This is a genomic window from Corynebacterium gerontici, from assembly GCF_003813985.1.
GTDB lineage: Bacteria > Actinomycetota > Actinomycetes > Mycobacteriales > Mycobacteriaceae > Corynebacterium > Corynebacterium gerontici.
This window is the reverse complement of the sequence record NZ_CP033897.1, coordinates 1469385-1495113: the sequence shown is the minus strand read 5'-3', so window position 1 is coordinate 1495113 and position 25729 is coordinate 1469385. Positions and strand designations below refer to the sequence as shown.

Genomic DNA, 25729 nt, shown 5'->3' with positions numbered 1-25729 from the left:
CCGCGCCGATGAGATGAACCTTCGAAGGTGAAAAATATGTCCTTCGAGTTTCATCTATCTATCTATCGGCTTATAGTTAATCAGGTACCTGAGCCACTCCAGGTGGTGAGTCAACAAGATTGGATCGAGCATATGGCGATTGAAGAAAAAGTTTCAGCTATTTATGACGAGTTGCTCAAGCGCAATGCGGGAGAGCCGGAATTCCACCAGGCAGTGGCGGAGGTGCTTGATTCCCTCAAAATCGTTTTGGAAAAGGACGCTCACTACGCAGACGATGGTCTGATTCAGCGACTCTGCGAACCTGAGCGCCAGCTCATCTTCCGCGTTCCGTGGACCGACGATGAGGGCAACGTGCACGTGAACCGCGGTTTCCGCGTCCAGTTCAACTCCGCGCTCGGCCCCTACAAGGGCGGTCTGCGCTTCCACCCGTCGGTGAATTTGGGCATCATCAAGTTCCTCGGATTTGAGCAGATCTTCAAGAACTCGCTGACGGGACTTCCTATTGGCGGTGGCAAGGGTGGCTCCGACTTTGACCCCAAGGGCAAGTCGGATCGCGAAATCATGCGCTTCTGTCAATCCTTTATGACTGAGCTGTACCGCCACATCGGTGAGTACCGCGACGTGCCTGCCGGTGACATCGGCGTTGGTGGTCGGGAAATTGGCTACCTCTTCGGGCAATATCGCCGTCTAGCAAACCAGCACGAATCCGGTGTGCTCACCGGCAAGGGCCTGGCGTGGGGTGGCTCTCTGGTGCGCACTGAAGCTACCGGCTACGGCTTGGCATACTTCACCCAAGAGATGCTCAAGCACCACGGTGAGTCTTTCGAGGGTAAGAAGGTCATCGTTTCCGGCTCCGGCAACGTGGCCATCTACGCCATCCAGAAGGTTCAAGAGCTCGGCGGCACCGTCATTGCCTTCTCCGATTCAGGAGCGTGGGTGGAATGCCAGGATGGCGTGGACGTTGACAAGCTGCGCGAGGTAAAGGAAGTTCGCCGCGAGCGCGTCTCTGCCTACGTTGATGAGGTAGAGGGCGCGGTGCTGCACAACGACGGCTCCATCTGGGATTTGCCCTGCGACGTCGCCCTGCCGTGCGCCACCCAAAACGAGCTCAACGGTGATCACGCCCGCACCCTCGCCGATAACGGTTGCTCCTACGTAGCTGAAGGTGCCAATATGCCTTCCACCGCAGACGCCATTGAGGTTTATCGCGAGCGTGGCATCCACTTCGGCCCCGGCAAGGCGGCAAATGCCGGTGGCGTTGCTACCTCTGCGCTGGAGATGCAGCAAAACGCCTCGCGTGATTCCTGGACCTTCGAGTACACCGATGAACGCCTCCGCGAGATCATGATCAACATCTTCAAGACCTGTGCTGCTACCGCCAAGGAATACGGGCATGAGGGTGATTACGTGATCGGCGCGAACATCGCAGGCTTCAAGAAGGTTGCCGATGCAATGTTGGCTCAGGGCATCATCTAGCTTTGAAGCATTACCGAATCGCACCGCGCAGGCGGTGCGATTTTTTCTATGCAAAAGGCCCTCCCTAGGCGCAACGCGGGTTCTAAGATCTGAGTGCTCTCTCAATCCCGAATGGACGAACATGCGGATTTCTGAGAGCAAAATCTGCGTCACGGCGATGTCGGCACTAAAAGTGGCAGCGCTTTCGCTGCACCTGCCAGAGGCTGCGGCGGCCCCGGGTCGCCCGTGCCGAGCTGAGTGGAGCATTGGACCGGTATGGATCAGCAGCTTGAGGCTGTGCGAACGCCCCCAGGCGCGATCGCGGCAACGAAGCAGCACCCCAGTCCTCAGGGGGCAAATGGATCGTGCGTGCCGAAGCCAAACGAGAACCCGGTGGTGCTTATTCATAGAATGACTTCCAATTTGTACTCCACCTTTGGGGCCATTGCGCCCCTGTTGGAGCAGCAAGGCAAGCGCGTGTTCGCGATGAACTACGGCTATTACGGCGAAGAGCTTCACGGATCTTCTGCCACGCAGCTTGTGCCTGGCTTCTACGGTTACGCCTCGTTGAATGATTCGCTTGCTCAGGTTTCGCGCCAGATTGATTTGGTCAAACAGCACACGGGAGCGCAGAAAGTAGATTCGGTCAGTTGGTCGGTCGGTAGCTCCCTCGCTACTGCCTACGTTAAGCAGGTGTGCGCCGAAGGTGTCGGCACTGTTGTATCACTCGACGGGGTGCTGCGGGGAACAACGATGCTTTGATTGTCAACGCTCTTGAACGGCCTCGCTGGGGCTGGGGTGCCAATTGAAGAGATTCTCGGGGTAACGGTGGGGCCTGCTGGCAATGACCTGCTCGGAGGCTATGGTTTCATGGCTGCATTGACCGATAGTGAAGTGGAGGTTCCGGGTCAGCACTAAGTCGCCATTTCTACTCGTTAGGATGAATCCGCAACGCCCCTCAAGGCAACGCAATTCCGCAATGGCGACTCTGTCAACCACCTGAATCAAGACGGATGTGAGCAGGATAAAGTAGACCATTTGGGCACGCCCCTATGAGGATCGCGCCATCGTGTTGAATGCGAAAGCCCTCGGGTCTGATTTGGCGTTGCCCTGCACTGCCAATGTTGGACCTCTGGCCGGACTTTCAAGCTGAGTGATGCATTGACGCTGCACAATCCGGGAACTACCCCCGATTGTGCAGCATTTTGTTTTCCGATAGCGAAGCCACAACTTCACTATGTGCTTTCGGTCACAGCAGGGGCTATGGGGGCTACGATGCAAGAAGCTTTGCTTTTGCTAGCATTGACAAGAAAATTATTTGTGTAAAACCTGACGGGGGTTCACCGCACCCTATTAGATGAGAACTATCCAAGACAAGGAGTTCTCATTATGCATTTTCGATACTCCCGCATGATCGCAGTCGTCCTGAGTATGGCGGTGTTCTTCAGTCCGAGTGCGCGCGCGCAGGATGTTGTGGCGCCGTGGACGGGTATGGGTCAACATCGAGAAGCGGCTTCTTCATTGCCGCAAGGAGCTGCAAGGTCATCGATCCATCCATACGCAAGCCCTCCCGGTGCCAACGTCGAGTGTGCTCATCGTGGCCAGCCGCCGGTGATCTTGTTGCACGGGATGTCCTCGAACGCCTACGCGGCGTTTTCGCAGATCTCTCAGGCCTTGCATCGAGAAGGGCGGTGTGTGTTCGCAATCAATTACGGCTATTACGGAGCAGATCGGCATTCCATGGCTGGCCGACTTCCCGGGTTTTTCGCGCTAGCGCCGATGGAAGATTCGCTCCAAGAAGTCTCACGCCACATTGCAATGGTGAAAGAACATACCGGCGCGCAAGAGGTTGACTTGGTGGGCTGGAGCGAGGGCGGCGCGCTTGCTGCCGCGTATGCAAAACGAAACGGTGGGCATGATGTGCGCAACGTCGTAACGCTCGCCGGTGTGCTCAGGGGAACCTCGGCGCTTGGGATGTCGAACTTGGAGCAGCAGCTACTGGCTGCGGGAATGCATCCCAATGTCGCGATTGATTCGATGCTCGGTCCTGCTGGGAATGATTTGCTGGCGGGTTCGGCGTTCATGAACGAGCTGATTGATGGGGCGGTAGAAGTGCCCGGCGTTCATTACACAGCAATTTCCACGCTCTACGATGAGGCGGCAACACCGCTGAGTGCCACCCAATTTTCCGGCGGCGACCACAGAAACATCGTGTTGCAAGAAGGCTGTCAAGCAGACCGGGTGGATCATCTCGGCATCGTTTACGATCAGCGTGCCATTGCCTTTGTGTTGCAGGCGGTGGGGGAGCGGGCCGTTGTGCCTTGCGGAGAGAACTTTGGCCCGATTCCCGGGAAGTCCTAGGCTCACCGCAGTGCGCAGAGCGACGGGTGTGTATCAGGTGTGAATGTATTGCTCGCTACGACACGCGAGCCACCTGCGGTAAATGCGTTCGCGCCCGTTTACCATGGAGGCATGTACCGCGTATTTGAAAGCCTTGATGAACTCGTCCAAAATGTTGAGCAGGCCTATGGCGTTCCCATGACTTCCAATTGCATGGTGCCGCGCAATGAAATGCTGGCGCTGCTGGACGATCTGCGTAACGCCCTGCCGGTTGAATTAGATGACGCTCAAGACGTGTTGGATCAGCGCGATGAAATTATCCGGGGCGCCGAAGAACGCGCGCACGAAACCATCACCCAGGCGAGCACCGAGGCTGCAGATTTGGTTGAGGGGGCGCGCCAGGATGCCGATGCGATGGTGGCCGATGCTGAAGATCGCTCCCACGCGGCAGTGGCGAAGGCTGAAGATGAAGCGAATCGTATTGTCGGCGGGGCGCGTCGTGAAGCTGAAGATACCGTGGCAAGGGCTCAGGCTGAGGCAGATCGACTGGTGAAGAAGGGCAACGAGCAGTACCAGCGAAGCGTCGATGAAGGACTTGCCGAACAGCACCGCCTGGTCAGCGAGTCGGAGGTAGTGCGCCGCGCAGACGAGGAAGCGCACCGCATTGTCGATGCAGCACACGCGGACTCGAGTCGCCTACGTCAGGAATGCGACGCCTTCGTAGAAAACAAGCTGGCCGAGTTCGAAGAGGCTCTCTCAGCTACCTTGCGAACCGTGGCGCGAGATCGCCGTGCGTTGCGCAGTGGAGCCGGTGCTTCTGGAACGCGAGGCTACGAGGGGTAGACTCTTGCGGTGATGAAAAACCAAACTTCACCGTTCGTATTTGAGGTCGGGACAGTCCTGCGCAGTGGCCTGATGGAGGTTCGTCAGCTGGAAGGCGATACGCCTGTTCGGATTGGTCCCGAAATGATTGCCGTTCCTGAAGGCGCGCCGGTAAGCGTTGAAGCGCGCCTGAATCCGTTGGGTGACGCGATTATGGTTGATGCCAGTCTGGATGCTCAACTGTCTGGGCAGTGCGTGCGCTGCCTTGCGGAACTCAGCCCTAAGGTTCACCTCGAAGTTCAGGAGGTATTCGCAGCCGACGAGGACTTCATTCAAGGCGAAGACGCGGAGGAAGCCGAGGAAACCCCTCTCATCGAGCATGACACCATCGATCTGACGCAGTTGTTCCTGGATGAAGCGGGACTGAACTTGCCTTTTAGTCCAGTGTGTGAGGGCGAGTGCGAGGGCGACGTACCCGAACCGGATACTGAAGATGAGGTTCGTGACGTTCGCTGGGCGGGATTGGAGAAGTTTCTGTGAGCCGTAAGCGCAAAAAGGCTCCCGAAGTGCAACTCCCGCAGTTCGGCGATGTCGATTGTTCTCCGCTGCTGCAAGCATTTGGCGTGACGTTGCCCGAGGATCTGCTCGAGCTCGCGCTCACGCATCGCTCCTACGCAAATGAGCTGGGATTCTTGCCAAATAACGAACGCCTTGAATTCCTGGGTGACGCGGTGCTCGGACTGTCCGTTGCTGGCAGGCTTTTCGACGTCTACCCGTCGCGCCCCGAGAGTGACATCTCCAAAATGCGCGCTAGCATCGTGAGCCGTTATGCCTTGGCTGAGGTGGCTCAGGAAATTGGTCTGGGTCAGTATGTTTTGCTGGGTAAGGGTGAGTTGCTCACCGGAGGACGCGAAAAGGCCTCCATCTTGGCCGACACCATGGAGGCCATGATCGGTGCGATCTACCGAGCTCATGGTTTTGAGGTTGCGCGGGATGCCGTGCTGCATCTGTTCGAATCGCGTATCCAGCACGCCAGTGCCGAAGATCGACACCTGGACTGGAAGACATCCCTTCAAGAGCGCCTAGCGGAGTTGAAGTTCCCCGTAGCGCGCTATATCGCGGAATCCATCGGACCTGACCATGAGCGCGTGTTCACCTCGCGGGTCATGGTGGGCGAACATGAGCTTGGCAGCGGTACTGGTCGTTCTAAGAAAGCGGCAGAACAGTTGGCGGCGCAGCAGGCTGTGGATGCTTTGGGGCACGTGGAGCTGCAGCAAGAGGTTGCCCGTAGTTTGATCCAGGAGTGACAAGGTTGAGGAAGTGACGTATGCCACTTTTGGTGGCAATGTTGTTCCAATGCATAGAAATTGGGGTCTGGACGCTAGGATGCTGCTCATGGAAAGTGTCCAGACGTTCATTTCTGACGTAATCAATGACAAGCTGTGGCTCGTAATTTCGTTCCTGTTGCTTGGCGCCGGTATCTACTTCGGCGCGCGCACCATCGTTGTGCAACTTCGCATGATCCCCGAGATGTTCCGTTCCGTTGGTGAAAAGCCTGCTCATGGCCAGACGGACGAGAAGGGGATTAGTGCTTTTAAAGCCTTCACAATTTCTGCGGCTTCGCGCGTGGGCACCGGCAACGTCGCCGGCGTGGCCGTAGCAATCACCGTGGGCGGTCCAGGAGCAGTGTTCTGGATGTGGGTCATCGCCGTCATCGGTGGTGCTACTGCGTTCGTGGAGTCCACGCTCGCGCAGCTATGGAAAACGCGAAACGCCGACGGCTCCTATCGAGGCGGCCCCGCCTACTATATGACTCGTGGACTGAATGCCCGCTGGCTTGCGGTTGTCTTCGCCTTCGCCATCACCTTCACCTACGGCTTCGTGTACAACTCGATCCAGTCGAACTCCATTGCGGAATCCATGAGCGAATCCTTCGGGCAGGACGCTATGTGGTTCAAAGTAGCGATCGGCGCAGTTTTGGCGTTCATCACCGCCTTGATCATCTTCGGTGGTGTTCAGCGTATCGCCGACTTCACTCAGGTGATCGTCCCCGTCATGGCCATTGCCTACGTGGTGATCGGCATTCTGGTGGTCGCTTTGAACATCAAAGAAGTGCCGGGCATGATCGGCGAAATCGTCGGTAGTGCACTGGGCTTCCGGGAAGTAGCTGGCGCAACTCTCGGTCAGGCGTTCCTCATGGGCATGCGTCGTGGCCTGTTCTCCAACGAAGCCGGCGAAGGCTCCGCTCCAAACGCCGCGGCAACGGCAACGGTGTCGCACCCAGTGAAACAGGGTTTGGTGCAAACACTCGGTGTGTACTTTGACACCATCCTGGTGTGCTCCATTACCGCCTTCATAATTTTGCTGAATAACCCCACCTATGGCGAGGAAGTTCAGGGTGCCACCCTCACCCAGCAGTCCCTGGCCGCGGAAGTTGGTGGTTGGGGCGTGCACTTCATCACCATCATCTTGTTCTTCCTGGCATTCTCCTCGGTGATCGGCAACACCTATCTTGCTCAGGCAAACATCGAATACTTCACCGAATCCAAAGCCGTCATGGCAACCTTCCGCTTGGTTGTGTTGGCTTGTGTGTTTCTTGGTGCCATCGGATCTGTGCCACTGGTATGGGCACTTGGCGATACATTTGCGGCCATCATGGTGCTGATCAACTTGATCGCCATTGTTCCGCTGGCGGGTATTGCGGTGAAACTTTTGGCCAACTTCTCCGCCCAAAAAGCCAAGGGCTATGATCCGATCTTCCACGAGGACATGCTTCCCGGCATCAAGAACGTCGAATGCTGGGATGGCTCTGATCCCGTCACTCACCGTGATGGGCAGATCGTGAGGTCGGTCTGATGCAATCACGTCTCACAGCATGGGTGCATGGGCATGTCCAAGGTGTTGGCTTTCGTTGGTGGACCTACAGCCAAGCGAAGGCGTTGGGGCTGCACGGCTCTGCTACCAACCTTTCCGATGGTCGAGTCTGTGTCGTGGTTGAGGGCGAGCGCGAACAGTGCGAGGCGATGCTGCAAGCCCTTTCGCAACCGGATCGCACCCGGCCCGGCAGTGTTGACACGGTGATTGAACGCTGGAGCGAAGCTAAAGGAGTTCGGGGTTTTGAAACCCGCTAGCTGCAAGAAGCTCTGCTAAAATCCCTCGGGTGTATTTGAAGTCGCTGACGCTAAAAGGATTCAAGTCCTTCGCGTCGGCGACTTCTTTGAAGTTTGAGCCAGGAATTTGCGCGGTTGTGGGGCCAAATGGCTCCGGTAAATCGAATGTTGTGGATGCGCTGGCATGGGTCATGGGCGAACAAGGCGCCAAGACTTTGCGTGGCGGGAAGATGGAAGATGTCATCTTCGCGGGGGCAGGTGAGCGCAAGGCCCTTGGCCGCGCCGAGGTCACGTTGACCATCGATAACGCCGATGGCGCGCTGCCTATTGAGTACTCAGAAGTATCTGTGACGCGTCGAATGTTCCGCGACGGTGCCAGCGAGTATGAAATCAACGGACACCGCGCACGCTTGATGGACATTCAAGAGTTGTTGTCTGATTCGGGCATCGGCCGGGAAATGCACGTGATTGTGGGGCAAGGCCGCCTGGCGCAAATTCTGGAATCGCGCCCAGAAGATCGCCGCGCTTTTATTGAAGAGGCAGCGGGCGTGCTCAAGCACAAGCGCAGGAAAGAGAAGGCGCAGCGCAAACTCACCGGCATGCAGGCGAACCTGGACCGCCTGCAGGACCTCACGGACGAACTGCGCAAACAACTAAAGCCACTGGCACGCCAGGCTGAGGCCGCCAAGCGTGCGGCGACGGTGCAAGCCGATGTTCGCGATGCACGTCTGCGCCTCGCCGGGCACCAGCTCAGCACCTTGTTGGCGGCGCATCAGGCACAGAACGAGTCCTTGCAATCCGCCACCGAATCTCACGAAGCGTTGCGTTCACAGATGGAGTCGGCAACTCAGGCGCTCGCAGAGGTTGAGGTTGTCAGGCTGGAAATCCAGCCTCTGGCGGAACAAGCGCAGCAGCGGTGGTTTGATCTTTCGGCGCTGAATGAACGCATCGCTGCCACGCTCAGAATCGCAACCGAGCGGGCAGAGCACGTGCAGGAAACACCGTTTCGCGGTGAAGACCCGGAGGCGCTGAAGCTCAAGGCTGAGCAAGCAGAAGAAGAGTACGAACGCCTCGAGGAAACCGTTGAAGTAGCTGAAGAGCGGCTTGAATCGATCCGGGAGGAACTCGAAGAACGCGAGGAGGTAGCCACTCGGGCCGATCGTGAGCACATGGCTCAGGTTCGTGCGGTTGCCGACCAACGTGAAGGCGTGGTGAGGCTGGTTGCCGCGCAAGAGTCCCAAGAACAACAACTCCAGGCAGCGCTGGAAGAAGACGCCCGTCTCCAGGAGCAGCTCGAGGAGGAACGCCAGCGGGTTCGCCAGGCAAAGCGCGAACATGAGTCAGTGGTCGCCCCCGGTGAACTAGAGCTGGAGCCCCTGCAGCAGCGAGTGCTTGACGCCAACGCCGAGGCCAAAGCCGATGAATCGAGAGTAGAGCAACTCCGCGCGCAGCGCAGTTCTTTGGAACGAGAGCAATCGAGCTTGGAAGCAAAGATTGACACACTGCAGGCGAACGCGCCCGGGGCGAAAGTCGAGGGTAATTTTGTGCCGCTGGCGCAGGCGTTACGCCCCAAACCGGAGGTACAGGTGGCGTTATCCGCCGCGCTAGGGGCCTTTGCGGATGCGGTCGTGGGCGATCCCGGTTCGCAATCATGGGAAAATGTGGCTCGCACGATCGTCGTCAAGAAAGAGCAGGCCAGCGCTTGGACCATCGATGCCTCCTTGCCTACGGGAGCGACGTGGCTACTCAACCACGTCACTGTGGACGATCAAGTAGGTGCAGCGGTGTATCGACTGTTGGCTGACGTTGCCTTGGCTGAGTCACTCGAACAGGCAGCAAGCATTGTCGAGGCGGAACCTCGATTGCGGGCAGTCACCTGCCAGGGCGAATTGTGTGGTCAAGGATGGGTGCAGCTTGGCAAGGGGGAGCGAACCTCCGTTGATGTTGCAGCTCAAGTGTCGCAAGCGCATGAGCAATTGGCAGCAGCGAGCGCTGCACTTGCCGAACTTGGCGGCGTATTCGAAGGCGCTCTGCAAGCGGCGGAGGATTCTCGTGTTGCCCAAGCCCAAGCCCAAGCCTCGTTGCGTGAAGCACAAGAGCGGGCACGTGCGGCGAAAGTGCAACGGCAGCAATCGGCTCGGCGTTTGGAACAGCTTGAGGCGCAGTTGCGCGGCACCCAACAACGCGCGGAGAAGACACAAGCACGCGTTGAGACGTTGAGGGCCCAAGGAGAAGAGCTCGCTGATCGTCTGAGCAGAGTAGAGGAAATCGAAGACGAGCCTTCCACCGCAGCCCGCGACGAAGCAGCCGCAGCGTTGGCACAAGTGCGCGCGATGGAAACTGAGGCGCGCCTGCACCTGCACTCTGTTCAGGAACGCGCCGAGCAGGCTCGCGGGCGTGGTGAGGCCCTGCGCCGGAGAGCACAGGCTGAACTCCAGGCTCAGCAGCAGCACGAACGTGAACAAGCACGGCGGCGTCAGCGCCTGCATTTGGCCCGCACCGTCGCACGTCTTGCCACCGACGTGCGGGAGCGAACCGCTGTTGCATTGGAACGCGCAACTGAGCAGAGAAATGCGCTGCAGGCCAAAGCACAGGAAACACACACGGCGGAACTCAAAGCGCGCCGCGATCTCGATGCTGTCCGTGAGCGGCTAGACAAGGCGGCTCAGCGCAAGCACGCGGCTGAGCTGAGCACCCAAGAAGCCCTCGTTCGCCTGGAAGAGGCGCAAACAAAGCTCAGTGAGGTCACCGGCATTCCCGCGAGCACGATCATTGAGGATTTCGCCCCGGATGACAGTTTCGACGTCAAGGCGGAACAGCAGCGACTCAAACAAGCGGAACGAGACTTGCAGTCCTTAGGCAAGATCAATCCTTTGGCGCTCGAGGAATTCAAGGCGCTTGAGCAACGCTATGAGTTCCTGTCTACGCAATTGGCTGATGTGGAACAGGCTCGAAAAGATCTTCGCGGCGTCATCGAGGACGTTGATGCGAAAATCTTGCAACTGTTTACGGACGCCTGGCGTGATGTGGAAGCAGAGTTTCCGAAAGTGTTTGCCACACTGTTTCCCGGTGGCGATGGCAGACTCGTGCTCACGGATCCCCACGACTTGCTCACCACCGGCATCGAGGTAGAGGCGCGTCCGCCGGGCAAGAAGGTCAAGAGGCTGTCCTTGCTTTCGGGCGGCGAGAAGTCGCTGACGGCTTTGGCCATGTTGGTGGCGATTTTCCGCGCGCGTCCGAGTCCCTTCTATGTGATGGATGAGGTGGAGGCCGCACTCGATGACGTGAATTTGCGCCGGCTGATCGCACTTTTCGAGGAACTGCGCCAAGATTCGCAGCTCATCGTGATTACACACCAGAAGCCGACGATGGACGTCGCTAATGTTTTGTACGGAGTGACCATGCGCGGCGACGGCGTGACGCGAGTGATTTCACAACGAATGTCGCGCGCGCCGGGGGCAGACCGGTAGTGTTACACCGTTGCTATCGCTGCTTAGTGGAAAGAAGGTGCATGTAATGGGAGCGCAAGGCCACCCGATTGCTGATCTCAACGACTCGTTGCTGGGCTGGGCCTCACAGTCTGAGCTGGAGTTTTCCCAGCGTTTGGGCGGCTTGGATATTGTCGCTGACCTCGATTTGGCTAGCGATGAGCTCGAGCGCATTGAGCGCCTCTACGGCATCTTTCTTTCCCGACAGCTCGCCGCCGGTGCCGAAATTGAGCCGCTGTTGCTGATCAGCCCTGCACTCACGCTGATGACGTTGTGCAATCGTGCATTTCAGCTTGTCGACGCCCCACGTTTCGCCGAGGAATACGCCGCCGGCTTGGGCATTGACGCGCAGATCGATCTGGAATCGATTGTGCCGCAGCTTTTCCAAAAGTTTGGGCTTGCGATGCCAACGGAGGACGTCGAAAAGCTTGCATGCCTGCACGCTGGTGTGTTGGCTAACGATGTGCCCGCGTTGCTGGAGGCGATGGATTTCGATGAAGCGTACCCGCCGCTTGTGCAAGAGCTTCAGGCGCTTCTGCCGGATGTTGCTGAGCGGATCTTGCACGGCGTTGCTGCGTTGCGCGATTTTGCAGTGGATCACCCCGCATCGTGGTACGACCGCGACCGCAGCGCACTGCCCGCTCTGCCCGCGCAAGTGGCTGAAGCGTTGGTAGCTGAGCTGAGGGAACGCCCCGTGGGCACGCGCGATCGTGCAAGTGCCGTGGGCGTGGCGAACAGAGAAATGCGCCCCCGTATCCTCTTTGATACGCAGCGTAATAAAGTTTGCCTGCGCCTGCCGGAACAGCGCGTGCCGCGGCATGCAGATGGCACCTTTGGGGAAGTGAATTGGCGCGTCAGTATCGAGGGCACCACTAAGGTCTATCGCACTGGCAATCCTTGGCACACCGCGAGTGGCTTCGCAGAGACGCTCGATGTGGCTATCGACCACCCCGTTCGTGAAATTACCGTGCAGGACCTCTCCAACGGCATTACCTGGACTGTGTCGGTGTTGGGCGATGACGCTGCGCTGCTGTTCACCACGCGCGGTGCGAACATGAGTGACAAAGCCTCGCTGCACTATGAAACCTTGCTGGTGGTGGCTCCCGCTGACGCCACGGTGAGCGATGTTGTTCATGGCGGAGAGCTTGAAGCCACCGATACCCAAGGCTTGAACTGGGAAGGCTGGACGGTTCGAACCCTCGACCTTACCCACGCTTCATCCTTGGCGGTGACGCAGGTAGGGCACACCCCTCGCATGGAACTAGTGCGAAGTGTGGATACTCGCCAGCGGGTGAAGTTCCTTGCCCCGGAGCCGGTGAGCTACTTGCACTCCGCAGGGGGGCTTCGAGTGCACGAGTCCTCATTGATCGCGGAGTTTCCCCCCACGCCTTCCGGCGCTGAGGAAATCTGGCAGCTTTCCATCTCCTCCTACGCGGGCGTTGGACACGCGGGTGAGGAAGTAGCAGCCCCCGAGCCCCTCGAGATTCCAGCAGAAGGTGGAGCCTTCTCGGTGTTCGATCCAGACCTCTATGATGCGCCATGGGTTGGCGAGTACCTGGTGCGCATCCGCGGGCCGCGCAATGAATCCTTCCGCCACGAGTTCGCAATTGTCGAAGGCCTGCGCGCTGCCATCACCATGCAGGGCGTGAGCAAGCAACTACGTATCCCGACCGCGGGCGGTTTGAGTGAGACTTCCCTCCAAATAAAACCCGGCTCGAAGCCTTTCGACGTCACACCGCGGCACATCATCGTGCCCACGAACGCCGCGAGCGCGCAGTGCGTGGTGTCTACGGAGGAAGGCGATCAGCTCCCGCTTCGTTTCACCCCCGCACGACTCACCTTCGAACTTCCCACGGTGAGCGAACCCGCGATGTGGCGCGCGCGAAGGATGCAGCTCGACCCCACAGATATAGCGATGGGAGGGCAGCTGCGGGTCCGCACGGGCACCGCAATGGTGGATCCAAAGGTGACGGTGCGCAATCACCACGGTTCCCCGCTGAAAACGGCGAAGCTGCAAAGCGAAGATCAGCTCACCTATCAGGTGCCTCTGGCTCAACTTGCCGGGCAATCGGCAAAGCTGCCAGCAGGCAGAGTGGATCTGGAATGGACCGACCCCACGGGCACACGGATCTCGGTGGCGATCGCTGATGTTGCTGCCAAGAATCGGCCTTCAATTGAATTACTCGATGGTGTGATTTACTGCGATGCCGAGGCGATTTGGGTTTGGCCACTGACTGCGCCCTGGGAACCAGCTCGTGCGTTTGAGCTGGATCAAGGCAAGGTTGCGCTGCCTGATAGCTATATCGGTGCTGGTGATCTGGCAGTGCAGTCCTTCGCGCTGGACCCGTTCATGACCCTCATCGCCCCAGTGGCACCAAGCGAACAGGCGCAGCGCATTGAACAACCGGGATTCTTCGAAGGCGCGGACCCCAGCCTCGGGGAACTCGCAGCATTCTTGGCTGGTGAACAAGAACATGCGCCACACGATTCATCAATCATGCCGGTGCTGTGGGATATGGTTACCACCGGTGTTGCGGTGGGAGAATCCGCCAAGGCTGTACGTGCGGTGTTCTCGGCGCATCCTTCTGCGGCTTTGAGTGGGCTTTCTGCATCGTTGGTTCCAGCGCATCGTCAGCCGGGGCGGGTTGTGGAATCTGGTTTGGTTCGCGCCAAGTTCGGGCTTGCCGACGATCTCACGCCGCACCGGGTACCGTGGATCGGCACCCTCGAATTGCTCGGCGCTTTGGCGGAGGGGCACCCCGCCCGGCCGCTGTTGAAGCAATTGCGCAATCTTGCGGGTGAGAATCTCATCACCGCGTTGCAGACGGCTCGCGACACCACCTTAGATTCTGCGTGCATCGACAAATCCACTGTCGCGATCGCCGGCATGGACGCAGCCCAGCAGGAAGCACTGTTAGAAATGTTCTTCTCGCGCTCCAAGATCGTCCCGGGCTTGCTCATGGACGACGCCACGAGGTTGCTGGCGGTGTTTGAAACATTCAATCATCGTGAAGAACTCAAGCATTTGCTTTCCGACGAAGGCCTCATCAAGGCTGCCGTAACCCTGCTGAGGACTTTGCGTAGTGCAAATAAGCAGTTGTACGCGATGGCTCGCGTTCGCTTTGACAAGCTCGATGGTGTGGACACGGATGCAAAAGACAACGTGTGGTCGCTTGCTCCGGTGGTGTCAATGGTGCTGGCTTTGGTGGCTCGTATGCAGGCCCATGGCATGATTACCTCCAACAAGACCTTGGACGCAGCAACGCCTGGTTGGGCAGCGATGGCCGATTTGGTTCCTGATCTTGTAACGGGTGACCTGATCTCTGCAGATGCAGTCGTGGTGGCGTTGCAACAGCCAGAACTGCTCTAAGCGCAGCGCTCGCCGGAGCGCCAAGGTGTGTTGCAGAGAAGTTTTTGCAACACTTGAGGGCATGAACATGACCTACGTAATCATCGCGGTTGTGCTGCTTTTGCTGGTGGTGGCTTTCATCGCCATCGGTCTGAAGCGCAAGAACACGAAGACCGTCAGCTTTGAAAAGCCCGAGCAAAAAGAGCTCACGCAGCAGGAAAAGTCCGGGAACTACCAGGTAAAGAGTGGTTTCAATTTCCAACCGGCTCAAAAGGAGCCGGTGCTTCGTGAACAGCCGGCAGAAGAAAATCAGCCTTTTGATCTTCCCGATGCATCACGTGAAGTTGAGTCCGAGCAGGCGCCCTTCGATTTGCCCGAAACTCCGCGTGAGTCTGAGGAAGAGGAGGCACCATTTGATCTACCGGCTTCGCAACGCCAGGAAGAAGAGCCTTTTGATCAGCCAGAGCCAGAGCTTGAGCAGACCTTCGAGGAGTTAGAAGAGTTCGAAGAGCCTCATGAAACTGAGCCTGAGCCAACACCGGCAGCGGTGGAGCAAGAGGCACCTGCCGAGGCCACAGAGCAGCAGCCTGCAGCGCCGGTAACGGAACCCGAGAAGCCGCGTGAAGAGATCGCTCCAGCAGCAGGACGCATCGGCAGGCTGCGGGGCCGACTTTCGCGCTCTCAGAATGTCATTGGTAAATCCGTGCTTGGCATGTTGACCGCCGGTGACCTTGATGAAGACGCCTGGGAGGATATCGAGGCACAACTGATCCAGGCAGATCTCGGTGTCAAGATCACCACCGAGGTTGTGGAGCAGTTGCGTGAAAAGATCGCAGAGCGCGGTGTAGAAAGCGAGGCGCAGGCCCGCGCGATGCTGCGCGAATGCCTGGTGGAGGCTTGTAAGCCGGAGATGGATCGCTCTATCAAAGCGATGCCTTATGAGGGCAAGCCAGCCGTGGTATTGGTGGTCGGTGTGAACGGCACGGGCAAGACCACCACTACCGGCAAATTGGCTCGCGTGCTGGTTTCCATGGGGCATAAGGTCACCTTGGGTGCGGCTGATACTTTCCGCGCTGCTGCTGCGGATCAGCTTGAAACCTGGGGGCGTCGCGTTGGAGCGAACACAGTTCGCGGAGCCGAGGGTGCCGATCCCGCCTCTGTTGCTTTCGACGCGGTAGCGCGGGGTGTTGAAGAGCAGGCTGACGTGGTGGTGATTGACACTGCCGGACGCTTGCACAATTCTTCGAACCTCATGGACCAACTTGGCAAGGTCAAGCGAGTGGTGGAAAAGAAGGCCAAGGTTGATGAGGTTCTCCTGGTACTCGACGCAACCACCGGTCAAAACGGGCTGACTCAGGCACGTATTTTCAGCGACGTCGTGCAGATTTCCGGTGTCGTACTGACCAAGCTCGATGGAACCGCTAAGGGCGGCATTGTGTTCCAGGTGCAAGATGAACTCGGCGTGCCAGTGAAGCTGGTCGGCCTGGGCGAAGGTGCGGACGATCTCGCACCGTTCGAGGTCGAGGGGTTCGTTGACGCCCTGCTCGGCTAGGAAGTGAAAATCCTGGACCTGGTGTCACCTTAACGAGTAAATGGTGACGCCAGGTTTTCCTTTCTCCTCATTTTTCTATAGTCTGATAGAAACCTTAATATCTATCATATGACAGTTTTGCGGGTTCGCTGACGAGCTGTTGTGAGGCAAGGAGTGTGAGCATGGATACCGGAAACGCTGCGTGGATGCTGATCTCTTGCTCCCTCGTGCTACTAATGACGCCTTCGCTTGCACTGTTTTACGGCGGCATGTCGCGTCAAAAATCGGTGCTCAACATGATGATGATGAGTTTCGGCGCCGCCAGTGTGGTGAGTGTGCTGTACGTGCTCTGGGGTTGGTCGATTTCCTACGGAGAGTCACTCTGGGGCGTGATCGGCAAGCCGTGGTCTGCTTTCGGGTTACGCGGAGTGCTTGATGTGCAGGGCGATCCCATCATAGGCAGCCACGGATATCCTTTGGTGATTGATGTTGCCTTCCAACTCACCTTCGCCATTATCTCGGTGGCCCTAATCTCTGGCGCGCTAGCGGAACGAGTTCGTTTTAGCACCTGGATGGTGTTCGCCGGCTGTTGGGTAACCCTGGTGTACTTCCCGGTCGCGCACATGGTCTGGAATAAGGGGCTGCTCTCCGATGCTCAACACAGCCTGGCTTCCTGGATGTTCGGGAGTGAATCGGGCGCAGCGAACGTGGTTCCCATCGACTTCGCCGGGGGAGTCGTCGTGCACATCACCGCGGGCACCGCCGCCCTCGTGCTCGCCTTGGTGGTGGGGCAGCGTGCTACTTGGCCCCACAGGCCGCACAATCTGCCCATGGTCATGCTCGGTGCCTCATTGCTGTGGTTCGGATGGTTCGGTTTTAATGCAGGTTCAGCCTTCGCCGCTGATGGCTTCGCTGGCCTTGCGTGGATGAACACCACACTGGCGGCAGCGGTGGGAATGGCGAGTTGGTTGCTTGTAGAAAGGTTCAGAGACGGGCACGCTACCTCGCTGGGTGCTGCCTCCGGCGTGGTAGCTGGCCTCGTGGCTATCACCCCCGCAGCAGGAGTTGTGACACCGGTATCGGCGTTGGTCATCGGCGCTGGTGGGGGAGTCGTTGCCGCCTATGGAGTTGGCTTGAAATTCCGGTTCCGTTTCGACGATTCCCTTGATGTGGTTGGTGTGCATCTCCTTGCTGGTCTCTGGGGCACATTGGCCGTTGGGCTTGCAGCGCACGGCAGAGGAATACTCAGCGGAGGCGGCCGCGAGGGGCTCAAGCTGTTGCTCATCCAGGCGATCATCGCGCTGGTCGCTATGGCGTGGTCGGCCATATGGAGCTTGCTCATCGCGATCACGCTCAAGAAAACCATGGGCTGGCGTGTGAACCGGGAGGCGGAGTACGAAGGCATCGACCAAACCTTGCACGCCGAATCTGCCTACGAGAGGTCTCACGATCGCTACGAGCGATAGACTATTGAAAACAGTTGATGCACAAGGAGCCAGGATGAAGCTGATCACCGCCATTATCAAGCCCTTTACGCTTGTCGACGTCAAAGACGCCCTGGAACAACTCGGCATCCACGGCCTGACCGTCACCGAAGTGCAAGGCTACGGCCAGCAAAAAGGCCACACCGAGGTCTACCGAGGTGCCGAATACGCCGTCGACTTCGTGCCCAAGCTCAAGCTCGAAGTGGTGGTCGACGATCAACTCCTCGACGACACGGTGGACGCCATCGTCGAATCCGCCCGTACCGGAAAAATTGGTGACGGCAAAGTGTGGGTCACCCCAGTAGAAGAGCTCGTGCGCGTGCGCACCAACGAGCGGGGAACATCAGCGCTTTGATGGCGCCGGGGGAACGTCGAAAAGCTGTGCAGGCCGAAGCTTTGGCCGTCACAGAGCACATCGACGTACCCGCAGGCTGCGCCCTCGCTGCAACTGGATCCCTCGCGCGCGCCGAAATGGCAGTGCACTCCGATTTGGACCTCATCTTGCTGTGTCCAGACGGCGTGAGCGTGCCCGAAACACTCTGGTACCCGATTTGGGAATCGAACTTTCGGGCCGACGTCGCAGTGCGCACGCCCGCTGAATGCTCGGAAGTGGCACAACAAGAGGTCACCGCTGCGCTCGGTGCGTTGGACCTAGTCCACCTCCGTGGCGACCAAGAACTCACGCACCATGCGCGCCAAGCAGTACTGCAACGCTGGCGAGTGATGCTCAACAGGGACCTCGGGCGAGTGGTCGATAGTGCAATCGGGCGATGGCGGCGCTCCGGATCCGTGGTCAGCATGACACGACCCGACATTAAAAACGGCCGCGGCGGCCTGCGAGACATCCAACTCATCCACGCACTTGCGCTGGGCAACGTGTGCAATCCAGCCCGTTTGGAGAAAGAGCAGGCGCTGCTGCTTGATGTGAGAACCCTTCTGCATCACAGCAGTCGTCGAGCACGAGACATTCTTGATCCCGAGTTCGCGGTGGACATCGCCATCGAGCTCGGCTTTAAGGATCGCTACGCACTTGCAACGCAACTCGCGCACCATGCTCGCACCATCGATGCTGCGGTATCCCAGGCGCTTCGGCAAGCCAGTGATCTGCAGCCACGAAGAATCGTCCGGGCGCGGCCTCGCAAGCCTATCGACGTCGACGTGGTGGAAGTACAAGGGCAAATCGCCCTCGCTAGAAACGCCCAAGTGCAGGATCCGTGGTTAGCACTCCGCGTCGGCGCCGCCGCAGCCCGAACCGGTCTCAGCATCGCCCGGAGCGTGTGGACACAACTCCAACACGCGCCAGCTCCGCCGGAACTTTGGCCAAAAAGCGCGAGCGCCGATCTCTTTACGTTGCTTGGATCCGCCGCCCACAGCACCGCTGTGATCCAGGAGCTCGATCAACATGGGCACTGGGAAGCCCTCATCCCTTGGTGGGGACACATTCGAGGAATGATCCCGCGAGAGCCCACCCATATTCACACCGTTGATCGACACTGCCTTGAAGTAGTCGCACTATGCGCGCGTCAAGGTGTAGATGTGCCACGCCCTGACCTCCTCGCACTAGCAGCGCTTTTTCATGACATTGCCAAGGGAACAGATCAGCCCCACGAAGCACTGGGGGCGCAGTACGTCCGTGCCATGGCCACCCGGTTGCAACTGCCATCAAGAGACTCCCAGGTTGTAGCCACACTTGTGGCCGAACACACCACTATCTTCCAACTCATCGCCGGGCGAGACCCAGAAGACCCGCAGCTTGCCCGAACCTTATTAGAGCGGCTGCACTTTGACCCGCTCACGCTGCAACTACTACACGCGCTGGTCGAGGCAGACTCGCAGGGAACCGGTCCCGGAGTGTGGACAACCATGCGAGCACACGCGGTCGCAAGTCTCGTGCACAACGCGAAAAGCATGCTCAGCAGCATCAGCCCGAGCGCGCCCGTTTTGCCGTACACGCAACCATTGGCCTTGATCCGTAGTCCGGAAAGTCCAAATGAAGCTCGAGTGCAGTGGACGGGGGAATACTTGCGAGCCATCGTTCGGCTGTTGGCGCTTGTTGCTGCGAAAAACTGGAACATTGTGGCGTCGACGGTCATCGTGGAGGAAGAGAAAGTTCGCGCCCAACTCGAAGTTCGCAACAATTCTGGCAGCACCTTCGATGCCGCCGAGTTCGTGCAGGCATATCATTCCGGCGTCTTTTCCGCGCTTCCCGCACTCGCGCCGGGAGCCGTAGCAACCGCCTGGCAAGACGATGTGCTGGAAGTTCGCACCCTGGATCGGCGAGCAGCGCTCGGCGCGCTCATCGGTGTGCTGCCGGAAGTGCGCTGGATAGATCAAGAGTTGCGCGGTACCACCATGATCGCCCGCTGCAAGTTCATGGCGGGCTTCGATCGTGCAAAGGTGGAACGTGACGTGACCCGGGTGCTCTCGAACGGCTACCATGGGTACGTTCAGCACTGACTTATTATCACCCCAGTGCGTGACGACTGAAGTTTTACTAAAAGCCAACGTGCAAGGAGCGAGCTAAACGTGTTTGAGTCTCTGTCAGATCGGCTAAGCGGTGCGCTTTCCGGCCTGCGTTCTAAAGGCAAAGTCACCGAAGCGGACATTAATGCTGTCGCACGGGAAATTCGCCTTGCTCTGCTGGAAGCCGATGTTTCCTTGCCGGTGGTTCGTGGATTTATCAAGCGTGTGAAGGAACGCGCGCTTGGCGTGGATGTGTCCAAGGCGCTGAATCCGGCCGAGCAGGTTATCAAGATTGTCGACGAAGAACTCACCCAGATCCTTGGCGGTGAAACTCGTAGGCTCAACTTGGCAAAAAATCCCCCCACGGTGATCATGCTCGCAGGTTTGCAGGGCGCAGGTAAAACTACGCTTGCAGGTAAGTTGGCACACCACCTTTCAAAGCAGGGGCACACCCCAATGTTGGTGGCGTGTGACCTTCAACGCCCCGGTGCTGTGCAGCAGCTGCAAATTGTTGGTGAACGCGCAGGTGTTCCCACCTTCGCTCCGGATCCCGGTACCTCGATCGATTCCAATGACCACGAGATGGGCACGTCCCACGGCGACCCTGTTGCTGTTGCTCGCGAGGGTATTGAAGAGGCGAAGCGTCGCCAGCACGACATCGTGATCGTGGATACCGCAGGCCGACTCGGCATCGACGAGACCCTCATGACGCAGGCGCGCAACATTCGCGACGCAGTCAATCCCGATGAGGTGCTCTTCGTGATTGACTCCATGATCGGCCAGGATGCGGTCAATACTGCTGAAGCCTTCCGTGACGGTGTGGACTTCACCGGCGTGGTGCTGACGAAGCTCGACGGCGACGCTCGCGGTGGTGCAGCACTGTCGATCCGTGAGGTGACGGGTAAGCCCATCATGTTCGCCTCTACGGGTGAAAAGCTGGAAGACTTTGATGTTTTCCACCCTGAGCGCATGTCCAGTCGTATCCTCGGCATGGGCGACATCTTGACTCTGATTGAGCAGGCGGAACAAAAGCTTGATCAGGAAGAAGCACTAAAGAACGCGCAAAAGCTCGGCAGCGGTGAACTCACCCTGGATGACTTCCTCAACCAGATGCTCATGGTGCGTCGCATGGGACCTATCGGCAACATTTTGAAGATGCTGCCCGGTGGCAAGCAGATGTCTCAGATGGCGGACATGGTGGATGAAAAGCAGCTTGACCGCATTCAGGCCATCATTCGCGGCATGACCCCTGCGGAGCGTGAAGACCCGAAGATTCTCAATGCTTCTCGACGCAAGCGTATCGCCAATGGTTCTGGTGTTTCGGTTGCTGAGGTCAACCAGTTGGTAGAGCGCTTCTTTGAGGCGAAGAAGATGATGAGCAAGATGTCTTCACAATTCGGCATGGGTGGCGGCACCCGCAGCGCCACGAAGAAGAAGGCCAAGGGACGCAAGGGCAAGAACGGTAAGCGCAAGCCAGCGAAAAATAAGCCACGTCAGCCGCAGATGCCCGGTATGCCCGGCATGGGTGGTGGCATGCCGGACATGGCAGAGTTGCAGAAGCTTCAGCAGCAAATGGGCGGCATGAAGTTGCCAAAGGGGATGGAGAATATCGACCTCGATAATCTCAACTTTGGTAAGAAATAGCAGCAGAGGCGGGGCACGAAACCAACATGGTTTCGTGCCCCGCCTTATTTGTGCCTAGCTCAACGCCTTGAAAGTTGGGCCTAAGCGTTGAATAAAGAGATCCGACATAGTGGAAGCGAAATGATCCGTGAGGTGATTATCGTCGCGGTAGACGTAAATATTGCCAATGATGGGATCGCAGGTATTAGATCTGCACAACACGTCGGAGAAATCGAGAGAAAGCGATCTGGAGTAAGCACCGAGCGGTACGTCAGCATCGTTGATAGGACTGAGTGTGAGATCTCGTCGGAAAGAGCAATTTTCTCGGCCACTCGCCACACAGAAGGTGGGGTAGAAGCTCAAGCCCTCATCGTCGACCACCCAGGGAGTGTCTCTGATGCCGATGATAGTACTGCCCATGCGGTCCAATGCATCCCACACCTCAACATAACCCTCCGGGGTGTAGTCAGTATTTTCCCAACCGGGACGGGTGGATGTGGTGACGACAACGTCAGGGGTGTTCTTCTTGAGATACTTGAGCACGGCCTTCGTCCATTCCACGCAGCCTTCCTTCAACCCATAGGTTGGCTCCAGGGTAGCCGCGCAGCCAGGGCGCAAAATGGTGCGGACGTTGAAATCGTAATGATCTGCGGCGGCCAGCAGCGGGGTAAACCACTGTTCCGCGTGTGATCCGCCAAAGAGCACCACAGTGTGACGAGCGTTAGGATCGCCGTAAATGCAGTCACTATCGTCTGCGTCACGCTTGGTCAACTGCACGTGATCCCAGCCGTCGTATTCGCGAGACAAACAACCATCCACAGCAGGTTTCGGCCACATTTGAAACGCAACATCCGCCGGTGGAATCGGCTTAATACCGTCGGGAACATCCGTGACATCTGGGGTGGAACGATCCTTGCTCGAACTCGAGCTCAAGGCACCGGGATGCTCCTTTAAATCAAAGTCCAAGGAACGCGCCTGGGCAATATGTTGCAGCTTCAGTGGCTGGATGCTGCCCACGGCACCCACCATGAGCGCAATACAACATGCACCAACCAGGCGCAGCCGAGACGCTCTCGACGTTGCCAAGGCGGCGCGTGTATCTGCCCACACAGACGTTTGCTTTCTGGGGCGTTGCTGCCGCGAGCGAAGCGGGAGTTCAACGCAGCGATAGCTGATCCACGCAACCAGCACCGAAACCGCTATGACCCCAGTGCCAAGCGCGATCGAGGGTTCTGGGTCTTTGAGGTACACGAGCGTAAAGATGAGGATCGGCCAGTGCCAGAGGTACAGCGAATAGCCAATATTGCCGAGCCACACGCAGATACGGGATCCCAGGAAGGCTCCGGTGAATGTGCGTTCGCGAGCGCCCAGGATCACCGCGAAGGCACCGAGCAAGGGCAAGAGCGTGCCTGGCCCCGGGAACACCTGCGCGCCGTCGAGCAGGAAACCAGTGCTGGCGATCGCGAGCAGTCCTCCGAAGGTGAGTATGCGCGCCAGCCAGCGGCGTATTGGTAGGTGAGGCACCACAAACGCCGCCAAGGCACCCGAGGTGAGCTCCCACGCGCGCGAGTAACTGGAGTAGTAATTCAGGCCCTGATTCTCGCCGTGCAATTTCGTGGCGTAGATGAAGGAGGCGACGGTGATGAGCGCGAGAATTGGCAAAGCGAGTTTGCCTACCGCGTGCGGTTTGCCAAACGCTCTCACTACGAGTGAACACAGGATGACCAACACGATGGCCACGAGATAGAACTGCCCCTGCACAGACATGGACCAGAGGTGCTGTAACGGGGAGGCGGTGTTGGAGGCAGAACGGTAATCAATGGATTGCTCCGCCAGTTTCCAATTCTGCGCATACAGCAAAGAAGCGGTGATCTGTTTGGCAATCGGCAGGGTATTGGTTTGCACGAAAGCAGTGGACGTTACGCCGACCGCTAGCAGGAGTGTCACCAGTGCCGGCACGAGGCGGCGGATAGTGCGCCAGAGTGGCCACAGTGGATTCAAGGATGCGTCCGGCAACGCGAAATAGCGCAGCAAACCGCCCAAGAAGAAGTAGCCGGAAAGGAAAAGAAAGACGTCCACGCCGCCAGAAACCCGCCCGACGTAAACGTGAAATAGCACCACGAGCGCAACAGCGACACCGCGGAGGCCATCGATCTCAAGATAACGTACTGATCGTTTGGAATCGGATGGCCGGGAACTCATGATATTCGACGTTAACCCGCCAAAGGCGCTGAAAAGAAATCACGGGGGGCGTCGATAAGCAATCTCACAGCAAAACGTGTATAGTACGTCAGGTTGCTTGAACGAAACGTTTGGCAAGCATGAGCAGACACCGCAAGCGTCTACGGTCGCCCGGTGGTCACCTGTTCAAAAGAAGTAAGGGATAAACCGGCTGTTTTCACCTAAAGCAGCGTCTGAATTTCCCCGTGACCAAAAAGCAAAGGACGTACATAATGGCAGTCAAAATCAAGCTGCAGCGCCTCGGCAAGATCCGCACCCCGCACTACCGCGTGGTCATCGCTGATGCACGCACCCGCCGCGACGGCAAGGTGATCGAGAACATCGGTATCTACGAGCCCAAGCAGGAGCCCTCGCTGATCAAGATCGATTCTGAGCGCGCTCAGTACTGGCTTGGTGTTGGCGCACAGCCCACCGAACCCGTGCTCGCACTGCTGAAGGTCACCGGTGACTGGCAGAAGTTCAAGGGCATCGAGGGTCAAGAAGGCACCTTGAAGGTTGCTGAGCCCAAGACCTCCAAGCTCGAACTGTTCAACCAGGCACTCGCAGAGGCCAACGAAGGCCCCACCGCCGAGGCCATCACCGAGAAGAAGCGCAAGGCTAAGGAAGAAGCAGAGGCCAAGGCTGCCAAGGAAGCTGAAGAGGCTGCCAAGGCTGAAGCTGCTGCCGAGGAGTCTGCAGAAGAGGCTTCCGAAGAAGCTGCTGAGTAATTCAGTAGCAAAAATGCCGCGACCAACTTCAGGTCGCGGTTTTTTTCATGTCCCGGGGTTGTCTCCTGGGCTTTCCACCTCGCAGCGAGACATAGACGCAAGAAGGCAGTGTTGCTCCACGCTTAGCGGCCGGGCGCCGGCTATCTACGTCGTGTGCATCTGCAGGGCGAGGACGGCGTCGGTGTTGGCTGCAACCCAGTGCGGTTCCATCTTGGGTAAATACAGAATCGAGCCGGGGCGAAGCGTCACCTCTCGGCCTTTCCAACCAAATTGCAATTCGCCTTCGAGGCACTGCACGGTAATCGGCCAGGCTGCCTTGTGTTCTTTGAGTGCCTGCCCATCGCGAAAGCGAAAGAGAATCACATTGCACCCTTCGGCTTCAAGGACGCGCTGCACGCTAGGCACTGCGCGTGATCCTGGCTCCGGTGCATCGGCAGCGCTGAAAAGACCAGGAATGTCGTGATGATCTGCGTCGCCGAAGGTTTCAGGGGTATTAGTCTGCATAACGCTTAGCCTAGTGGGGTTCGAGTGCTGCTAGGTTTAGGTGCGTGAATTCCAAGGAAGATCAAGTACAGATTGGTCGCGTGATCAAGCCCCATGGCATCCGTGGTGAAGTGGTGGTGGACCCAAGCACCGACGATCCTCACGGGCGTTTTGCCAAGGGGACGGTGCTTCGCGGAGTGCAGACGGGCAAGGAGCTGCAACTTACCGTGAAGACGATGCGCCCTCATCAACAGCGTCTGCTGATCAGTTTTGAGGAAACCCCGGGGAGAAACGAGGCAGAGCACATTCGCGGCTTGCGTTTTTACGCTGATCCTATCGAAGAAGATGAGGCATATTACGACCATGAGCTGGAAGGGCTGCGAGTGCTCAACGTTGGTCCCGTCAGTGCTGAGGAAGCGGAGGCTCGCGCTTATGAGGGGGCGACGCCGGAGCCGGAGGATATTGGAGCGGTGACCTCGGTACTACGCACTCCTGCCCACCGATTGTTGGTGGTGGGCCTGGATAACGGCGGTGAGGCGACGCTGCCGTTTGTGCACGAGATCGTACCCATTGTGGATTTGGACAACGAAGCAATCGTGATCACGCCACCCGATGGTCTTTTGGAGCTATAAC

At 58.1% G+C, this 25729-nt stretch carries 20 protein-coding genes; 18 read left to right on the top strand and 2 right to left on the bottom strand.

Annotated features, from left to right (window positions below):
* The first annotated feature begins 132 nt into the window (after positions 1-132).
* The 16 genes from gdhA to ffh all read left to right on the top strand — a co-directional run bounded on the left by gdhA (position 133) and on the right by ffh (position 21686).
* On the top strand, positions 133-1476 hold the full coding sequence (gene gdhA, locus CGERO_RS06980; RefSeq protein ID WP_123936024.1) for an NADP-specific glutamate dehydrogenase: 1344 nt from the start codon (positions 133-135) through the stop codon (positions 1474-1476).
* A gap of 255 nt (positions 1477-1731) precedes the next feature.
* The gene (locus CGERO_RS06975; protein WP_123934526.1) at positions 1732-2217 is read left to right on the top strand and encodes an esterase/lipase family protein; all 486 of its coding nucleotides are present in this window, start codon (positions 1732-1734) and stop codon (positions 2215-2217) included.
* Positions 2218-2373, top strand: coding sequence for a hypothetical protein (locus tag CGERO_RS10675; RefSeq protein WP_164470278.1), 156 nt, complete (start codon positions 2218-2220; stop codon positions 2371-2373).
* A gap of 471 nt (positions 2374-2844) precedes the next feature.
* Entirely contained in the window at positions 2845-3816 is a 972-nt protein-coding gene (locus tag CGERO_RS06970) for an esterase/lipase family protein (protein WP_123934524.1), read from the top strand.
* A gap of 111 nt (positions 3817-3927) precedes the next feature.
* Complete coding sequence (locus tag CGERO_RS06965; RefSeq protein ID WP_123934521.1) at positions 3928-4638, top strand: DivIVA domain-containing protein; 711 nt, start codon at positions 3928-3930, stop codon at positions 4636-4638.
* Positions 4639-4650: 12 nt separating this feature from the next.
* On the top strand, positions 4651-5157 hold the full coding sequence (locus CGERO_RS06960; protein ID WP_123934519.1) for a YceD family protein: 507 nt from the start codon (positions 4651-4653) through the stop codon (positions 5155-5157).
* Complete coding sequence (gene rnc / locus CGERO_RS06955; RefSeq protein ID WP_123934517.1) at positions 5154-5924, top strand: ribonuclease III; 771 nt, start codon at positions 5154-5156, stop codon at positions 5922-5924. Before CGERO_RS06960 ends, rnc begins: the two co-directional genes overlap by 4 nt.
* 88 nt (positions 5925-6012) lie before the next feature.
* Positions 6013-7473, top strand: coding sequence for an alanine/glycine:cation symporter family protein (locus CGERO_RS06950; RefSeq protein ID WP_123934515.1), 1461 nt, complete (start codon positions 6013-6015; stop codon positions 7471-7473).
* The gene (locus tag CGERO_RS06945; protein WP_123934513.1) at positions 7473-7748 is read left to right on the top strand and encodes an acylphosphatase; all 276 of its coding nucleotides are present in this window, start codon (positions 7473-7475) and stop codon (positions 7746-7748) included. Before CGERO_RS06950 ends, CGERO_RS06945 begins: the two co-directional genes overlap by 1 nt.
* Before the next feature lie 29 nt (positions 7749-7777).
* Positions 7778-11197 carry a chromosome segregation protein SMC gene (gene smc / locus CGERO_RS06940; protein ID WP_123934511.1) on the top strand — a complete coding sequence of 1140 codons (3420 nt, stop codon included), beginning with the start codon at positions 7778-7780 and terminating at the stop codon, positions 11195-11197.
* Between the two features lie 46 nt (positions 11198-11243).
* On the top strand, positions 11244-14585 hold the full coding sequence (locus CGERO_RS06935) for a hypothetical protein (protein ID WP_123934509.1): 3342 nt from the start codon (positions 11244-11246) through the stop codon (positions 14583-14585).
* A 67-nt stretch (positions 14586-14652) separates the two neighbouring features.
* Entirely contained in the window at positions 14653-16116 is a 1464-nt protein-coding gene (gene ftsY / locus CGERO_RS06930; protein WP_377017570.1) for a signal recognition particle-docking protein FtsY, read from the top strand.
* 161 nt (positions 16117-16277) lie between these two features.
* On the top strand, positions 16278-17561 hold the full coding sequence (locus CGERO_RS06925; protein WP_123934505.1) for an ammonium transporter: 1284 nt from the start codon (positions 16278-16280) through the stop codon (positions 17559-17561).
* A gap of 34 nt (positions 17562-17595) precedes the next feature.
* The gene (locus CGERO_RS06920) at positions 17596-17934 is read left to right on the top strand and encodes a P-II family nitrogen regulator (protein ID WP_123934503.1); all 339 of its coding nucleotides are present in this window, start codon (positions 17596-17598) and stop codon (positions 17932-17934) included.
* On the top strand, positions 17934-20036 hold the full coding sequence (locus CGERO_RS06915; protein ID WP_123934501.1) for a [protein-PII] uridylyltransferase: 2103 nt from the start codon (positions 17934-17936) through the stop codon (positions 20034-20036). The genes CGERO_RS06920 and CGERO_RS06915 overlap by 1 nt, the downstream gene beginning before the upstream one ends.
* A gap of 69 nt (positions 20037-20105) precedes the next feature.
* Positions 20106-21686, top strand: coding sequence for a signal recognition particle protein (gene ffh / locus CGERO_RS06910; RefSeq protein ID WP_123934499.1), 1581 nt, complete (start codon positions 20106-20108; stop codon positions 21684-21686).
* Positions 21687-21740: 54 nt separating this feature from the next.
* Here ffh and CGERO_RS06905 read toward each other — a convergent pair whose 3' ends face one another.
* Positions 21741-23867, bottom strand: a complete 2127-nt coding sequence (locus tag CGERO_RS06905) for an acyltransferase family protein (RefSeq protein WP_123934497.1) — start codon at positions 23865-23867, stop codon at positions 21741-21743.
* A gap of 251 nt (positions 23868-24118) precedes the next feature.
* On the opposite strand from CGERO_RS06905, the gene rpsP reads away from it, so the two are divergent.
* Complete coding sequence (rpsP, locus tag CGERO_RS06900) at positions 24119-24613, top strand: 30S ribosomal protein S16 (protein ID WP_123934495.1); 495 nt, start codon at positions 24119-24121, stop codon at positions 24611-24613.
* A 144-nt stretch (positions 24614-24757) separates the two neighbouring features.
* Here the strand turns inward: rpsP and CGERO_RS06895 are convergent, their stop codons facing one another.
* A complete protein-coding gene (locus CGERO_RS06895; protein WP_123934493.1) occupies positions 24758-25117 on the bottom strand; it encodes a cupin domain-containing protein in 360 nt (119 codons plus the stop codon).
* 44 nt (positions 25118-25161) lie between these two features.
* On the opposite strand from CGERO_RS06895, the gene rimM reads away from it, so the two are divergent.
* Positions 25162-25728, top strand: a complete 567-nt coding sequence (gene rimM, locus CGERO_RS06890; RefSeq protein ID WP_123934491.1) for a ribosome maturation factor RimM — start codon at positions 25162-25164, stop codon at positions 25726-25728.
* Position 25729 lies beyond the last annotated feature (1 nt).

Bases quoted from the DNA above. Each gene is read 5' to 3' on its own strand.
- rpsP (WP_123934495.1), top strand. From the start codon at position 24,119: ATGGCAGTCAAAATCAAGCTGCAGCGCCTCGGCAAGATCCGCACCCCG.
- CGERO_RS06935 (WP_123934509.1), top strand. From the start codon at position 11,244: ATGGGAGCGCAAGGCCACCCGATTGCTGATCTCAACGACTCGTTGCTG.
- CGERO_RS06920 (WP_123934503.1), top strand. From the start codon at position 17,596: ATGAAGCTGATCACCGCCATTATCAAGCCCTTTACGCTTGTCGACGTC.
- CGERO_RS06960 (WP_123934519.1), top strand. From the start codon at position 4,651: ATGAAAAACCAAACTTCACCGTTCGTATTTGAGGTCGGGACAGTCCTG.
- CGERO_RS06905 (WP_123934497.1), bottom strand. From the start codon at position 23,867: ATGAGTTCCCGGCCATCCGATTCCAAACGATCAGTACGTTATCTTGAG.
- ftsY (WP_377017570.1), top strand. From the start codon at position 14,653: ATGACCTACGTAATCATCGCGGTTGTGCTGCTTTTGCTGGTGGTGGCT.
- CGERO_RS06915 (WP_123934501.1), top strand. From the start codon at position 17,934: ATGGCGCCGGGGGAACGTCGAAAAGCTGTGCAGGCCGAAGCTTTGGCC.
- CGERO_RS06945 (WP_123934513.1), top strand. From the start codon at position 7,473: ATGCAATCACGTCTCACAGCATGGGTGCATGGGCATGTCCAAGGTGTT.
- CGERO_RS06950 (WP_123934515.1), top strand. From the start codon at position 6,013: ATGGAAAGTGTCCAGACGTTCATTTCTGACGTAATCAATGACAAGCTG.
- gdhA (WP_123936024.1), top strand. From the start codon at position 133: ATGGCGATTGAAGAAAAAGTTTCAGCTATTTATGACGAGTTGCTCAAG.
- CGERO_RS06975 (WP_123934526.1), top strand. From the start codon at position 1,732: ATGGATCAGCAGCTTGAGGCTGTGCGAACGCCCCCAGGCGCGATCGCG.
- CGERO_RS06970 (WP_123934524.1), top strand. From the start codon at position 2,845: ATGCATTTTCGATACTCCCGCATGATCGCAGTCGTCCTGAGTATGGCG.
- CGERO_RS06965 (WP_123934521.1), top strand. From the start codon at position 3,928: ATGTACCGCGTATTTGAAAGCCTTGATGAACTCGTCCAAAATGTTGAG.
- CGERO_RS06925 (WP_123934505.1), top strand. From the start codon at position 16,278: ATGGATACCGGAAACGCTGCGTGGATGCTGATCTCTTGCTCCCTCGTG.
- CGERO_RS06895 (WP_123934493.1), bottom strand. From the start codon at position 25,117: ATGCAGACTAATACCCCTGAAACCTTCGGCGACGCAGATCATCACGAC.